The sequence below is a fragment of the Niastella sp. OAS944 genome (assembly GCA_024809215.1).
Classification (GTDB): domain Bacteria; phylum Bacteroidota; class Bacteroidia; order Chitinophagales; family Chitinophagaceae; genus Niastella.
The window spans coordinates 249,655-262,693 of sequence record JANUBW010000013.1; the positions used below are offsets into that span (position 1 = coordinate 249,655).

Annotated in this window: 17 protein-coding genes; 6 read left to right on the forward strand and 11 right to left on the reverse strand. The window is 41.8% G+C overall.

Annotated elements, in window-relative coordinates:
- The first annotated feature begins 28 nt into the window (after window positions 1-28).
- The 3 genes from dusB to GGD38_RS35105 all read left to right on the forward strand — a co-directional run bounded on the left by dusB (window position 29) and on the right by GGD38_RS35105 (window position 2,544).
- The gene (gene dusB, locus GGD38_RS35095) at window positions 29-1,069 is read left to right on the forward strand and encodes a tRNA dihydrouridine synthase DusB (protein ID WP_375297776.1); all 1,041 of its coding nucleotides are present in this window, start codon (window positions 29-31) and stop codon (window positions 1,067-1,069) included.
- Window positions 1,070-1,132: 63 nt separating this feature from the next.
- The gene (locus GGD38_RS35100) at window positions 1,133-2,077 is read left to right on the forward strand and encodes a M28 family peptidase (protein WP_375297775.1); all 945 of its coding nucleotides are present in this window, start codon (window positions 1,133-1,135) and stop codon (window positions 2,075-2,077) included.
- 89 nt (window positions 2,078-2,166) lie between these two features.
- Window positions 2,167-2,544: a DUF4870 domain-containing protein gene (locus GGD38_RS35105; protein WP_375297774.1), complete on the forward strand. Its 378-nt coding sequence runs from the start codon at window positions 2,167-2,169 to the stop codon at window positions 2,542-2,544.
- A gap of 3 nt (window positions 2,545-2,547) precedes the next feature.
- On the opposite strand, the gene GGD38_RS35110 is transcribed toward GGD38_RS35105, so the two are convergent.
- The 4 genes from GGD38_RS35110 to GGD38_RS35125 all read right to left on the reverse strand — a co-directional run bounded on the left by GGD38_RS35110 (window position 2,548) and on the right by GGD38_RS35125 (window position 6,644).
- Window positions 2,548-3,138 (reverse strand): glutathione peroxidase, encoded by a 591-nt coding sequence (locus GGD38_RS35110; RefSeq protein WP_375297773.1) that lies wholly within the window; start codon window positions 3,136-3,138, stop codon window positions 2,548-2,550.
- Window positions 3,139-3,174: 36 nt separating this feature from the next.
- Window positions 3,175-4,557, reverse strand: coding sequence for an aldehyde dehydrogenase (locus GGD38_RS35115; RefSeq protein ID WP_375297772.1), 1,383 nt, complete (start codon window positions 4,555-4,557; stop codon window positions 3,175-3,177).
- Window positions 4,558-4,740: 183 nt separating this feature from the next.
- Window positions 4,741-5,058: a hypothetical protein gene (locus tag GGD38_RS35120; RefSeq protein WP_375297771.1), complete on the reverse strand. Its 318-nt coding sequence runs from the start codon at window positions 5,056-5,058 to the stop codon at window positions 4,741-4,743.
- Window positions 5,059-5,306: 248 nt separating this feature from the next.
- Window positions 5,307-6,644 carry a GntP family permease gene (locus tag GGD38_RS35125; protein ID WP_375297770.1) on the reverse strand — a complete coding sequence of 446 codons (1,338 nt, stop codon included), beginning with the start codon at window positions 6,642-6,644 and terminating at the stop codon, window positions 5,307-5,309.
- Window positions 6,645-6,815: 171 nt separating this feature from the next.
- Between GGD38_RS35125 and GGD38_RS35130 the strand changes: the two genes are divergently transcribed.
- Complete coding sequence (locus tag GGD38_RS35130; RefSeq protein WP_375297769.1) at window positions 6,816-7,253, forward strand: nucleoside deaminase; 438 nt, start codon at window positions 6,816-6,818, stop codon at window positions 7,251-7,253.
- A 136-nt stretch (window positions 7,254-7,389) separates the two neighbouring features.
- On the opposite strand, the gene GGD38_RS35135 is transcribed toward GGD38_RS35130, so the two are convergent.
- On the reverse strand, window positions 7,390-8,121 hold the full coding sequence (locus GGD38_RS35135; protein WP_375297768.1) for a DUF1080 domain-containing protein: 732 nt from the start codon (window positions 8,119-8,121) through the stop codon (window positions 7,390-7,392).
- 191 nt (window positions 8,122-8,312) lie between these two features.
- On the opposite strand from GGD38_RS35135, the gene GGD38_RS35140 reads away from it, so the two are divergent.
- Window positions 8,313-8,921 (forward strand): superoxide dismutase, encoded by a 609-nt coding sequence (locus tag GGD38_RS35140; protein WP_375297767.1) that lies wholly within the window; start codon window positions 8,313-8,315, stop codon window positions 8,919-8,921.
- Between the two features lie 70 nt (window positions 8,922-8,991).
- Window positions 8,992-9,588, forward strand: a complete 597-nt coding sequence (locus tag GGD38_RS35145) for a hypothetical protein (protein WP_375297766.1) — start codon at window positions 8,992-8,994, stop codon at window positions 9,586-9,588.
- Between the two features lie 87 nt (window positions 9,589-9,675).
- Here GGD38_RS35145 and yidD read toward each other — a convergent pair whose 3' ends face one another.
- From yidD to GGD38_RS35175, 6 genes are all read right to left on the reverse strand, one after another.
- Window positions 9,676-9,906 carry a membrane protein insertion efficiency factor YidD gene (gene yidD, locus GGD38_RS35150; protein ID WP_375297765.1) on the reverse strand — a complete coding sequence of 77 codons (231 nt, stop codon included), beginning with the start codon at window positions 9,904-9,906 and terminating at the stop codon, window positions 9,676-9,678.
- A 4-nt stretch (window positions 9,907-9,910) separates the two neighbouring features.
- Window positions 9,911-10,303, reverse strand: a complete 393-nt coding sequence (locus tag GGD38_RS35155) for a ribonuclease P protein component (RefSeq protein ID WP_375297764.1) — start codon at window positions 10,301-10,303, stop codon at window positions 9,911-9,913.
- An 89-nt stretch (window positions 10,304-10,392) separates the two neighbouring features.
- Complete coding sequence (rpmH, locus tag GGD38_RS35160) at window positions 10,393-10,548, reverse strand: 50S ribosomal protein L34 (protein ID WP_081160029.1); 156 nt, start codon at window positions 10,546-10,548, stop codon at window positions 10,393-10,395.
- A gap of 163 nt (window positions 10,549-10,711) precedes the next feature.
- Complete coding sequence (gene murI, locus GGD38_RS35165; RefSeq protein WP_375303955.1) at window positions 10,712-11,560, reverse strand: glutamate racemase; 849 nt, start codon at window positions 11,558-11,560, stop codon at window positions 10,712-10,714.
- A gap of 279 nt (window positions 11,561-11,839) precedes the next feature.
- The gene (locus tag GGD38_RS35170; RefSeq protein ID WP_375297761.1) at window positions 11,840-12,406 is read right to left on the reverse strand and encodes an OmpH family outer membrane protein; all 567 of its coding nucleotides are present in this window, start codon (window positions 12,404-12,406) and stop codon (window positions 11,840-11,842) included.
- A gap of 120 nt (window positions 12,407-12,526) precedes the next feature.
- Window positions 12,527-13,036 (reverse strand): OmpH family outer membrane protein, encoded by a 510-nt coding sequence (locus tag GGD38_RS35175; RefSeq protein ID WP_375297760.1) that lies wholly within the window; start codon window positions 13,034-13,036, stop codon window positions 12,527-12,529.
- Window positions 13,037-13,039: the final 3 nt, after the last annotated feature.

A 13,039-nucleotide genomic window follows, 5' to 3' on the forward strand; every position in this document is an offset into this window, starting at 1 on the left:
CAGCGCATTTAACTATAACTCAAGAAAAATGGTAAAAATCGCTAACATATTGCTCCCTGATTTCCCACTGCTTCTGGCTCCTATGGAGGATGTAAGCGACCCGCCCTTCCGTTTCGTTTGTAAACAAAACGGAGCCGATCTCATGTACAGCGAATTCATTTCCAGCGAAGGCCTCATTCGCGATGCTATCAAAAGCAAACAAAAACTCGACTTTAACGAATTTGAACGCCCCTTTGGTATTCAGATATTTGGCGGCGATGAAGAAGCTATGGCCATGAGCGCCAGAATTGTAGATACCGTTCAACCCGATCTGGTCGATATCAATTTTGGCTGCCCCGTAAAAAAAGTGGTGAGCAAAGGCGCCGGCGCTGCCGTTTTAAAAGATGTTGACGCTATGGTACGCTTAACTGCTGCTGTAGTAAAATCAACTTCTTTACCGGTTACTGTTAAAACAAGACTTGGCTGGGACGACAACAGCAAAAACATTGAAGATGTGGCCGAACGCCTGCAGGATGTAGGTATTAAAGCCCTTACCATTCACGGCCGTACCCGCGCTCAATTGTATAAGGGCGAAGCCGACTGGTCGTTAATTGCAGCAGTAAAAAATAATCCGCGCATTCAAATACCAATCTTTGGAAATGGCGATATAGATACGCCGCAAAAAGCCCTTGAATATAAGAACAGGTTTGGTGTAGATGGTATTATGATTGGCCGTGCAGCTATTGGTTACCCGTGGATATTCAGAGAGATAAAACATTTTATGCAAACCGGCGAAATGCTTCCGCTGCCAACCATCGATGAGCGGGTTGAAGTTTGCCGCACCCATGCACATAAATCAGTTGAATGGAAAGGTGAAATATTGGGTATTCTCGAAATGCGCCGCCATTATTCCAATTACCTGAAGGGATTACCACATGTAAAAGAATATCGCACGCAACTGGTAACTGTAAAAACATTAGCTGAAGTAGATGGAATTTTAAATGAGGTAAAAGAAAAATTCAAAGACGTTGTTCTGGAAAGGCAGGTAATTCCCCTTCAGGATGATCAGTTGCCAGCCTGCGCATGTTAAAAAGGCTCTTTAAATTCTCCATATATGATGCACATTCACATGTCCCGTGCAAAAAAAATAACCATGGCGATAATTGCAATACTGGCAATTATCGCAGGGGTTATTTTGCTTACCGGATGCCCGCCCGCTACGGAGAATAAAAAAAATAAGGCCGCAAAAACACACATATTAAACAATATTGATAGCACTTCGCTTATCACCCATCTGGCTTATTTATCATCAGGGATAATGGAAGGAAGGGAAACCGCAACACCGGGTAACAGGCTGGCGCGGGAATATATTGTAAAAATTTTCGATTCGCTTAAACTTGAAAAAGCCGGCGATTCGTATTTGCAGCCTTTCCCAATGGGAAATGATACCGTGCAGGGTGTTAATGTAATTGGTGTTATCAAAGGTTCTCAATATGAAAATAGTTATATAGCCATTACCGCCCATTACGATCACCTGGGTATACGCAATGGACAAACGTACTACGGAACAGATGATAATGCCTCAGGCACAGCCGCCCTGCTGGCCATGGCCGCTTACTTCAAACAAAATCCACCCAAACACTCCATCCTCTTTGTTTCGTTTGATGCCGAGGAAAAAGGGTTGTTAGGTTCAAAATATTTTGTAGCCAATTCTCCCATACCATTAAACGCTATTACAGTTAATGTAAATATGGATATGGTAAGCCGCAGCGATAGCAGTGAAATTTATGCTACAGGCATCTACCACTACCCCTATTTAAAAAAGTATGTTGACAGTGTACGTAACTTCACCCCGGTACATGTACTATATGGGCACGATGGCGAAAAACCCGGCATACACGACTGGACCAACCAATCGGACCACTTTCCCTTTCATCAAAATAATATCCCATACCTGTATTTTGGGGTTGAAGACCATGCAGACTATCACCGGCCCGGCGATACTTTCGATAAAGTAAATAAAAGCTTTTACTACCAGGTTTGTACCATGATAACAGCTGTTGCCTCGCAGTTAGACAGGTTTGAGGTTGTGCAATAAAAGCGGTTAAACATTGGCCAATCTTTCTTATCTTAACGCAAACCATTATCATTATGACTCCCCGCGATCAAAATGTACGCACCTGGTCAATGCTTTGTCATTTATCTGCATTACTCGGTTTATTATGGTGGCCTGGCATTGTTATAGGGCCGCTGATTGTATGGCAAATAAAGAAGAATGAATTACCCGAAATAGATCCTCACGGCAAGGAAGCACTGAACTTTCAATTAACCTTTGTGGTCCTTTATTTTATTGCCCAAATTGTTCTTGGAATTATTGCAGGAATTACGTTTGGTATTGGACTCTTATGGGGTAGTCCGTTTACGTTTTTAGGCAGCGGCTTGGGATTACTTTCCCTTCTTGGCATAATAACCCTTGTAGCACTGGTACTTGCAGTTGTTGCGGGCATTAAGGCCAATAACGGTGAGCCTTACAAGTATCCATTCTCAATTAAATTTGTTAAATAGCCATTATTTTTTAACGGCCTTTACTACTTCATCACTCAAAGGGGAAATAGAAGGATCAAAATAATGGGTAAGTGTACCTTGCTCATCGATCAGGTATTTTGAAAAGTTCCACGATGGAGCCTTTTCATTCCAGCCGTTCTTTGCTTTATGGGTAAGCCAGTTAAAAACATTGTTTTGATCAGTTGATTTAACAACCACGCTTTTCTTTGCCAAAGGGAATGTAACGCCAAAATTCACTTTGCAAAACCGGGCTATGTCGTTATCATTCCCTTTTTCCTGCTCCTTGAAATCATTGGCGGGAAATGCAATGATCTCCAACTGATTGTTAAACTGTTGATACAGCTTTTGCAGATCATCATACTGATTGGTGTACCCGCAATCACTGGCCGTATTTACAAGTAATACCTTCTTGCCTTTATAGGCTTGCAGGGGTAATGCATTCCCATTGTTCAGGGGAACACTAAGGTCATATATCGATTGTACAGGCCTGGTATTTTTACCATTCGATAATATTTTTGTGTTTTTACCTAATAGCCTGGTAAAAGCGATCCACAATGGATAAACGATCTTTAAAATTCTTTGTCGGCCTGTCATAAAATATTATTACACTTTACTAATATCTAACCAATCTTATCTGATAATCCATTTAAATAACCGTAACCGGCCTTTAAATGGCGGGTATTTGATTGCCGGATCAAACCAGGCGGGGGTTTTCATTACGGCCTTGGCATTGCTAAACAAATCAAAACTGTATTTTCCATGATACTTCCCTATTCCACTGTTACCACGTCCGCCAAAAGGTAAATGGTGATTGGTAAAATGCCAGCTTGAGTTATTTACACATCCGCCACCAAACGGAATAGTTTGTAACCATTCCCTTTCCCTGCCGGCATCGGAGGTATAAATATAAAACGCTAAAGGATCAGGATTGTTTTGAATAATTGCTTTGGCTTCTTCCAGGGTGTTAAAAGTAATTACAGGTAAAATAGGACCAAAAATTTCTTCTTTCATCAGCGGTGCATCTGGCAACACATTTTCAATAATGGTAGGTTCAATATATAATTCCTCAACCTTATGAAGGCCGCCATGTATAATAACTCCCTGATTTAAATAACCTGTAAGCCGTTTAAACTGCCTTTCATTAATTATTTTTCCATAGTTGTAACTGGTAGCGGCATCATTTGTATAAAAAGCATGAATGGCTTTTTTTAAAGCGGCTATAAGTTCATTTTTTTTAGATGTATGTACCAATACATAATCGGGGGCTATGCACATTTGCCCTGCATTTGAAAACTTTGTAACCGCAATGCGGCGGGCGGTCACCTCAATATTGGCATCACGCTCAACCACACACGGGCTTTTTCCCCCCAACTCTAAAGTAACAGGCACTAATTGTGCGGCTGCCATTTGATAAATACTTTTACCAACAGCTGTACTGCCTGTATAAAACACATGATTGAACCGGAATCCATTCATTAAAGCAGGCACCGCCTGGGCGCCATCACCTTCTACATAGAGAATATACTCATCTGAAAATACTTCCTTTATTATTTCACCCATTAATTTGGCTGTAGCCGGTGCCAGTTCCGAAGGTTTTAATACTATACAATTGCCGGCAGCAATAGCGCCTATTAGCGGAGTAAATAATAATTGCAAGGGATAATTCCATGGGCTTATAATTAATACAACCCCTAATGGCTCACGCATAATAAAACTTGAAGATGGCAGATTTACCAAGTTGGTTCTTACCTTTTCCCGTTTCATCCACGAATGCAAATGGCGCAATGCCACATTAATTTCGGCTATTGCTACCCCCAGTTCAGTAACCCAACTCTCTTCAGCACTTCTTTTCAGGTCGCTATACAATGCATCATATAACTGTTGTTCATGCTTTAATATGGCATTTTTCAGTAACAGCAACTGTTGTTTGCGCCAGGCCGGTGTTTGAGTGGCGCCGCTTTCATAAAAAGCTCGCAATCGTTGCAGTTTTTGCTGCATTACTTCAGGGTTCATATAAATACTATTTCCGGAGAATTAAGATTGTATTGGTAAGTTACACATTTCAAGCTACCCAAAAACACAAAACATGAGCAATGAAATAAGAACGCACAACAAGCATGTGTTCTTTTCATTACTCATGTTGATTTTTAGCTGTGTGTTACACAGCACTATTGAGTACGGATTGTGGCTTCCCTGCTACCCTGTAGCCAGGATGACCGGTGTAATACTTTGTGCACGCTCAAGGGCCTGATTTCTTATTAAAAAGCACGCCTCAATAAGCAATTCAATTTTTTCATAGAAGAAAATATTGTTGCCGCGTTCAAGCGCTTCAGCTGAAATACTTCCGGGACTTGATAATACTTCTACCAGCCACTTCCAAAATAGATCACGAACATCGTTTAGATGATAGCACTCAAAAAATTCATAGAGTACTAACATTGGATTTTTTCTTTGCTCTTCAGTTAAGCGTAATGGTTGGTTATACCATAGTGGGTGATTATTACAGGTTCGCATAATAAAAGGTTTATGTGGTTTATATTTTGACAGCATTATAACCTCAACCTATTTTTAGTTGAAACCAATAACCATTTACTAAAGCATATTGCTTTAGGGGCAATTAATATTGCCTTAATGATGCGCCCATGTTTGTTTAGTAGATTGTATGTAGGTGTGAGTGTGAATGCTAAGTTATTTCATTCCTTTCGGTTTCCCAAATTTTTTAGCATTTTTTAAAAATTTAAACCCCTCTAAAAAAAGCTAACTTATAAAACATAGAACAGTGAAAGTATATAAACAACCAACAGCGTTACCAGTCCCATCAGCAACGTTGCAACAGTGTATACCTGTAACATGGGCCGCATTTCGAGACCAGAAAATTTTGCAATAACCCAGAAATAAGCATCATTGGCATGCGACACAGTCATAGAACCAGCGCCCATCGATAATACCGCCAGCAATCTTCCCATCTCACTATCAAGACCTAACGAAGATAGTAACGGTAATATAATTGACGATGCAGTTATTATAGCCACAGTTGATGAGCCCTGCGCTGTTTTAAGCACGGCAGTTAATAGAAAAGGAAAAAAAATACCCAATGTTTGTAAATTAAAAGCACTGCTTACATGTTCACCTACTTTAGTAGCAGCCAGTATGGCGCCAAAAGCCCCACCAGCGCCAATGATAACCAATATGCCACCAGCTTTTTCTGCAGCCTCCTGCAACAGCTTGCCTATGTCACCTTTTTTCCATGATCGTACAGCTAATAATGCAAGTATAGCACCTATAGCCAGTGCAATTACCGGATCGCCGGTGACCATAAAAAGATGCATCCAGGCTGGTATGGCTTTATCGGCTTCAATAGCAAGAAATGATTTTACGCCTATTAAAACAATGGGTATGATCACTGGAAGAAAAGAAAGAAGAACTGATGGGGCCGTTTTTGTAATTTCTTCAACATGCGGGGCTACCGGGTCTTTGATCTTAAATTTCTTTCCCGCATAACGTGCCCATGCATACCCCACAAGCATAGCTGGAATGGCTACTAATATTCCTAACAAAATTAACTTGCCATAATCAACGCCAATAGTACCGGCAGCCGCTGCAGCGCCGGGATGTGGCGGAATTAAACAATGCACCGAATACAATCCTGTAGCAAGTGAAGTAGACATAATGACAATTGAAATACCCGTTCGCCTGCTTAATGATTTGTTCAACCCATTTAACACTATATATCCTGAATCGCAAAATATAGGCAGGCCAACAATAAAGCCGGTAATGCTCATAGCAAGCGGCGCCTGCTTCTCCCCTATTCGCTTTAATATCCAGGAAGCCATAACCCGGGTACTGCCAGTATGTTCCAGTATTACACCCAATGTTGTGCCTAATACGATGATAAATCCCAGTGACTGCATAATGTTGCCAAAGCCCTGTTTAGTAACATTTATAATGGTAGCTACAGGCATTTGCACACCCAACCCAACAATAAAACAGGCAATCAATAAGGCAAAGAAGGCATGAATACGAAAAACGGCAGTAAGCAAAATAATAATGCCAATGCCCAAAGCTAAGAAAATCATGACTTGTGCAAAGGAAGCTGTCATATGTCAATCGTTAGCATTGATGATGAACTAAGATAACAAACCTGTACCTATTACCAAGCGCCAAAATATACACTCCCAAAGCCCGGGCATCTAACGTCATTATACATCTGAAGGCAATTATGTACCTTAACGCGCAGGAACGGTATCAGAAAAGAAATATTAATAAGAGTTATGAACGACGAATACTTTATGCAACAGGCCCTGAAAGAGGCTCAAAAAGCATATGAAGATGGGGAAGTACCTGTTGGGGCGGTTATTGTGATGAATAACCGCATCATTGCCCGGGGCCATAACCAGGTAGAACGGTTGAGCGACCCCACGGCGCATGCAGAGATCATCGCCCTTACATCTGCATTCAATTACCTGGGCAGTAAATATCTACCCGAAGGTTCTCTTTATGTTACGGTAGAACCATGTCTTATGTGTACGGGTGCGCTTTACTGGAGCAAGATAGGTAAGGTCATTTGGGGCGCCGATGATGAGAAGAACGGCCATAAACATATTACCGATCCTAATTGGCCCTTTCATCCCAAAACAGAAGTTACAAAAGGTATTTTGAAAGATGAGTGTGCCGAACTGATGAAAAGCTTTTTCAGAAGTAAACGCTAATGGCGAATGTGATAATGTGATAATGTGATAATGCGATAATGTGATAATGCCCCTGCGCGGCCTTCAGTTCGAATTAAGGAGTTTATGAAATTATTTGCACAGAAATAATTATCACATTATCTAATTATCAAATTAGCTAATTAATCTTCCGCAGTTTGATATTCTTAAACCAAATGCCACCGCCATGGTCTTGTAACGCAATGTGCCCTTTTTTGGCAAGGCCATAATCTTTGGCATTTTTCCATTTGCCTTTCTCCCTCAATTCCTGCCAGGCGGGCGTCCAAAATTCATATTCAACCACTTTCTTGCCATTCAGCCAATGTTCAACATGTGCTCCGTTTACCAGAATTACGGTGTGATTGTATTCTCCGGCTGGCTTGGCAGCTATTTCATTTGGAGGGTACATGGCATAATCTGAACCGCTTTTTTGCCAGGCTTCTAATTTTTGTGGATATCCTTCATCATCTATAAGCTGGTATTCAGGACCCGTTTCGTGGCTGTGCCCACTGGTTTCCTTTGAACGGTAAATAATGCCGCTGTTGGCGCCCTTATCTACTTTCCAGTCTATCGACAATTCAAAATTATCGTATTCATCAACCGTAATAAGATCGGCCCGCTGTTTAACATCATTGGCCTTACAATAGAGCTGGCCGTCAATTACCGTCCAGCTGTCAAATGCTTTGTTGTTATAGCCCCGCCAGCCATCGGTATTTTTACCGTTAAATAGTAATACCCAGCCAGCCTCTTGCTCCTGGGTGGTAAGAACGTTAGTTTTTTCCTGTTCGGGTAGCGAAGACCCCAGAAAAGCAGTGGATAATATGGTGGCAGAAAACAGCATCAGGTTTCTCCTTTTAATGATATTTAGCATTTTTGATTGATTTGGTAAGGATTTGCAGACCTCTAGAGCTACCTAAAATACTTAAAAATTATTACAGCCACCACCAAAATTTTCCGTTTCGTAAAGAGAATGAATTGGTTAATCAACCATTGACCTGTACTTTTGTTACCGTTTGAAAGGGATTACAACCATAAATCTTCAAAAATTAAAATTTTAGTGTTATGGCATTTACACTACCGTCGCTTCCTTATGCACACGATGCACTGGAACCGCATATTGACGCACTGACGATGCAGATTCATCACGGAAAACATCACCAGGCTTATGTTGACAATCTGAACAAAGCTATTGCGGGTACTCCCCATGAAAATAAATCGCTGGAAGAACTGGTAAAAGCAGCTGGCACTATTAGCCCCGCCGTTCGTAACAATGGCGGTGGTCACTGGAACCACTCTTTCTTCTGGGAACTGTTGGCACCCAACGCTGGCGGTCAGCCTACAGGCGCTTTGGCCGATGCTATCAATGATGTTTTTGGTTCTTTTGATAGCTTCAAAGAAAAATTCAATGCTGCCGGTGCTACCCGTTTCGGAAGCGGCTGGGCATGGTTGATCATCAACAACGGTACCCTGCAAATCACTTCTACACCTAACCAGGATAACCCCCTGATGGATGTTGCTGAAGTAAAAGGCACCCCCATTTTAGGTATAGACGTTTGGGAACACGCATACTACCTGAAATACCAAAATCGTCGCCCTGAATACCTCACGAACATTTGGAATGTTATCAACTGGAATAAAGTAGCTGAAAATTTTGCAAAAGCTGCGAAATAAGAAGCTTACCTATTATATTTAATCCCGGTTTTACCGGGATTCTTTTTTTAACCTTTCAAATTATAGCCCAATGAAATGTACCTTGTTTAGTACAATGTTTGCCGTGATGTGCTTCGCTGCCTGCTCTCCAGGTGTTCAAAAGAAAGTAAAGATCATGTCTAGCGGTAAGATCACGGTTGATGAAGCTACTAAAACCGTAACCCAAACCTCAGGAACCCAACACAACGAAGCTGAACTCGTTCTTTCTGAAAAAGATAAAGGCATTACTGTTAAAGGCCCCGAAGGCGACCATGTTTATGAAGTACCTGATGCCGGTGTATATGTTCTGAACCTGAAAGCCGATACCCTTATCGGAAATTTGGTAAACTTCGGTGAAGGCAGAGCTACTTCTATCAGCACTGAACAACTGGAGCATATTATTGATAGTACCCAACAACTTATTAATGGTCAAAATGCGAGCGACGAAAAGAAAACCTATTTCCTCGTTCCTAAAACCATCAAAAAGCTTTCTTCTAACTCAAATGCTCAGGTGATCAATCCTTATAACAATATTCCTGGTTCAGTATCTGTTGATAAAGACGGTAAAGCACCAGAGATCTATAAATTCTTTACTGCCAAGCAAAAGAGGGAATCGCTGAACGAACTGATCGAGCGCATGAAGAAATAAGAAATATCGAATGTCAAATATTGAATGTCGAATGTCGAAGTGAAATACACCGATATTCGACATTTCGTTTTTAAGGTATATTCGATATTAGGGGAGTGGGTCATAGCCATGTCCGCCCCAGGGATGACAACGGCTTAACCGTTTTACAGTAAGCCAGAACCCTTTAAATACACCATACTTTTTGAACGCTTCAAGGGAATATTGCGAACAGGTTGGTGTGAACCGGCATTTAGGCCCCAGTATAGGAGATATTACCCATTGATAAAACTTGATCAAGGCAATAAAGGGCAGACTTAATATTCGCAGCAATATTTTCATTCCACTAGCTATTGGTTATGTTTTGCAGCAGCTTCGTCAACACCACGTCCATCTTTTCTTTTACCAGGGCAAATTCAGGCAGTTCCTTTCCTGTGTAAATTAAAAATAACGCCAGCCTTCGTTGTTTTGTTTGCAAAGCCTGTTCCAGCGGCGCCTTTTGCAGGCGATAGGCTTCACGCATAAGGCGTTTTATGCGGTTTCGGTCAACCGCCCTTTTAAAGTTACGGCTGCTTGCACTAAAACCTGCCTGCAGGGGCTCAGTTAACAACTCATCAACCAACTTGTATTGTATCCTTATGGGAAAGGCGCTCACAGCCCGGCCCTCACTAAACAACTGCTCAATGATCTTTCGGCGCTTAAGCCGCTCATTTTTATTTAATGTAAACTTTTTCACCATCAGGGTTTGCCAAAAATAAAAATAGTCCCGCCAAAACGGGACTATTAAGTATTTAAACTGCTCCTTCCCGGTTAAGGGAGGTTAACAGACTATTTTAATTTTCTTTCGTCAGATACAGTCAGTTTCTTACGTCCTTTTTTGCGACGAGCGGCCAATACTTTACGACCATTGGCATCTTGCATACGCTTACGGAAACCGTGAACAGTTTTACGACGACGGCGGTGCGGTTGAAATGTACGTTTCATAATTTATTTCTTTTTTACACAATTTGAAATATGATCCGGGAGAAGCGGATCAGGTTCCAGTTTTGCAGACGAGCCACCATGCCCGCCCCGCCATAAGCGGATGAAAGGACCGCAAAGGTAAAGAATGAAAACTGAAGTATGAAACGTGAGCAACAAAAATGTTTTAATAAATATGATCTGCTAATTGAATACTATTATCAAGGTTCATATGATTTGAGCGTACCGGCTCACCAAAGAATATACTTGCATGGTTATCAAAGTCTTCTGTTGAGTCGGTGGTATAAAACATGCGCTCACCGCTCTTACTGCAGCGGTTTTCCAGCTCACTATGCCGGTTCAAATAATCGGCCAGGCTGTTGGCAACTATTTCGCCCTGCGATACCAGGGTAATTCCTTCTGGTAAAAACTGCCTTATCTTATCTCTTAACAGGGGGTAATGCGTACAGGCCAGCAATAGGGTATCAATGCCTGCTCCGGCTTTTAAAATATGGTCTACATGTTTTTTTACAAAATAGTCGGCGCCAGGTTGCTGGTGCTCATTATTCTCAACTATGGGCACCCACATGGGGCATGCTTCCTGATGTACCGTTATATCGGGGAAAAATTTTTCAATCTCTATAAGGTAAGAACCTGATTGTACGGTACCATTGGTGGCCAATATGCCTATGTTGCGCGATCGTGTAAAGTTGCCAATGATCTCGGTGGTAGGTCGTATAACACCCAATACCCTGTTCTCAGGCGCAATTCTTGCCAGATCGTTCTGCTGTATGGTACGTAATGCTTTTGCCGAGGCAGTATTACAGGCCAGTATCACCAGCGGGCAACCCTGTTCAAAGAACCATTCAACACATTGCAATGTATAGCGGTATACTGTTTCAAATGAACGGTTACCATACGGCGCCCGGGCATTATCGCCCAAATACATATAGTCATACTGAGGAAGCTTTTTTACAATCTCCTTCATTACTGTAAGTCCACCATACCCTGAGTCGAAAATTCCTATCGGTTGCATGGTGCAAATATACACCCTACCGGGTCAATGGTGAATGGTCAATGGTCAATGGTGAGTGGTGAGTGGTGAGTGGGTTCGCGAATGTTAAGGCTGATATACTATCTTGCGCCGTCCGAAATTTATTGCCGATTGCCGATTGCCGATTGCCGATTGCCGATTGCCGATTGCCGATTGCCGATTGCCGATTGCCGATTGCCGATTGCCGATTGCCGAGCCTTCCCCAAATAAAAAAAGCCGCTCCAAAACGAAGCGGCACTATATGATAACTTATTAGTCTAATTATGGTTTTGCGCCTGTTTTAGGAGCTGCTCCGGGAGCTGTGGGGGCTGCGCCGGGTGCAGGCACTTTAATATTCAGCTTTTTGGCAACCATTGGCAGAATATCATCGCCGGGAGGAGCTACCAGCAGCGCTTCTTTTTCGAATACATATCCGTAACCATTTTCTTTAGCTACTGATTGTACTGCTTCATACGCTTTTTTATTGATAGGGGCCAGCAATTCCTGTTGGCGTTGTTGTAATTGTTGTTGAATGCGCTCTTCTTCACCACTTAACTCCTGACCCATTTTAGTGAGCTCATTTTTCTTTACAGACTTCACAGAAGCTGAATAAGTAGCAGAGTCTTTGTTGAATTTTTCAAAGGCTGCATAAAAAGCATTTTGCTTTTCAGTAGCGCTTTGAATAAGCACAGTACGCAGGTCTTGCAAAGTAGAATCAGCCTTTCTGGTTTCAGGCATAATGCTCACTAATTCCTGTGAGCTAATGTATCCGATCTTTGATTGGGCCTTAACTTCACCAGCCGCTACCAGACCCAGGGCGAACAACGTTACGGAAAGAAACTTTTTCATTTAATTTCGATTTTGTTTAGCACCCTTAGCCAGTTTTCTTTTGCCTGCGGGTGGACGGTTATTTTTAGTTTAAGTTGAAAAAAACCTATAGTTGGTTGTTTCCCCTTTTTGTCTTATGTTTTATTTAACTCCCAGATCTTTTAAAATATCCTCGCTACGGTCCAGTTTGGGGTCGGCAAATATAACAGTAATTCCTTCACTTTTATCCAAAATTAAATCCAGCATACGGTTTACAGCCATCTTCTGAATTGCGTTGTATACCTTATCCTGTATGGGTTTCACAAGTTCCTGCCGCTTTTTGAACAGATCGCCTTCAAAACCAAAGCGTTTACGCTGCAGATCGCGAACTTCTTTCTCGCGTACAAACAACTCATCTTCCCGTTTTTTCTTTAATTCCGGGGTAAGCATTACCTGCTCAGCCTCAAAATCTTTATACATTTTATCGAGGGCGCTTTGCTTGCCATCTACTTCTTTTTGCCATTGCTCACTAAACTGGTCAAGCTTTTTTTGCGCTTCTTTATACTCAGGTAGTTTATCCAAAATGTATTTAGTATCTACTATAGCTACACGTTGAGCCTGCGAGGCTAAGGTTAGCACCATCAGGCAGGCAATAAAAAATACTTTTTTCATGGT

Coding starts and splice junctions, on each gene's coding strand:
- dusB (WP_375297776.1), top strand. CDS start 29: ATGGTAAAAATCGCTAACATATTGCTCCCTGATTTCCCACTGCTTCTG.
- GGD38_RS35100 (WP_375297775.1), top strand. CDS start 1,133: ATGGCGATAATTGCAATACTGGCAATTATCGCAGGGGTTATTTTGCTT.
- GGD38_RS35105 (WP_375297774.1), top strand. CDS start 2,167: ATGCTTTGTCATTTATCTGCATTACTCGGTTTATTATGGTGGCCTGGC.
- GGD38_RS35110 (WP_375297773.1), bottom strand. CDS start 3,138: ATGACAGGCCGACAAAGAATTTTAAAGATCGTTTATCCATTGTGGATC.
- GGD38_RS35115 (WP_375297772.1), bottom strand. CDS start 4,557: ATGAACCCTGAAGTAATGCAGCAAAAACTGCAACGATTGCGAGCTTTT.
- GGD38_RS35120 (WP_375297771.1), bottom strand. CDS start 5,058: ATGCGAACCTGTAATAATCACCCACTATGGTATAACCAACCATTACGC.
- GGD38_RS35125 (WP_375297770.1), bottom strand. CDS start 6,644: ATGACAGCTTCCTTTGCACAAGTCATGATTTTCTTAGCTTTGGGCATT.
- GGD38_RS35130 (WP_375297769.1), top strand. CDS start 6,816: ATGAACGACGAATACTTTATGCAACAGGCCCTGAAAGAGGCTCAAAAA.
- GGD38_RS35135 (WP_375297768.1), bottom strand. CDS start 8,121: ATGCTAAATATCATTAAAAGGAGAAACCTGATGCTGTTTTCTGCCACC.
- GGD38_RS35140 (WP_375297767.1), top strand. CDS start 8,313: ATGGCATTTACACTACCGTCGCTTCCTTATGCACACGATGCACTGGAA.
- GGD38_RS35145 (WP_375297766.1), top strand. CDS start 8,992: ATGAAATGTACCTTGTTTAGTACAATGTTTGCCGTGATGTGCTTCGCT.
- yidD (WP_375297765.1), bottom strand. CDS start 9,906: ATGAAAATATTGCTGCGAATATTAAGTCTGCCCTTTATTGCCTTGATC.
- GGD38_RS35155 (WP_375297764.1), bottom strand. CDS start 10,303: ATGGTGAAAAAGTTTACATTAAATAAAAATGAGCGGCTTAAGCGCCGA.
- rpmH (WP_081160029.1), bottom strand. CDS start 10,548: ATGAAACGTACATTTCAACCGCACCGCCGTCGTCGTAAAACTGTTCAC.
- murI (WP_375303955.1), bottom strand. CDS start 11,560: ATGCAACCGATAGGAATTTTCGACTCAGGGTATGGTGGACTTACAGTA.
- GGD38_RS35170 (WP_375297761.1), bottom strand. CDS start 12,406: ATGAAAAAGTTTCTTTCCGTAACGTTGTTCGCCCTGGGTCTGGTAGCG.
- GGD38_RS35175 (WP_375297760.1), bottom strand. CDS start 13,036: ATGAAAAAAGTATTTTTTATTGCCTGCCTGATGGTGCTAACCTTAGCC.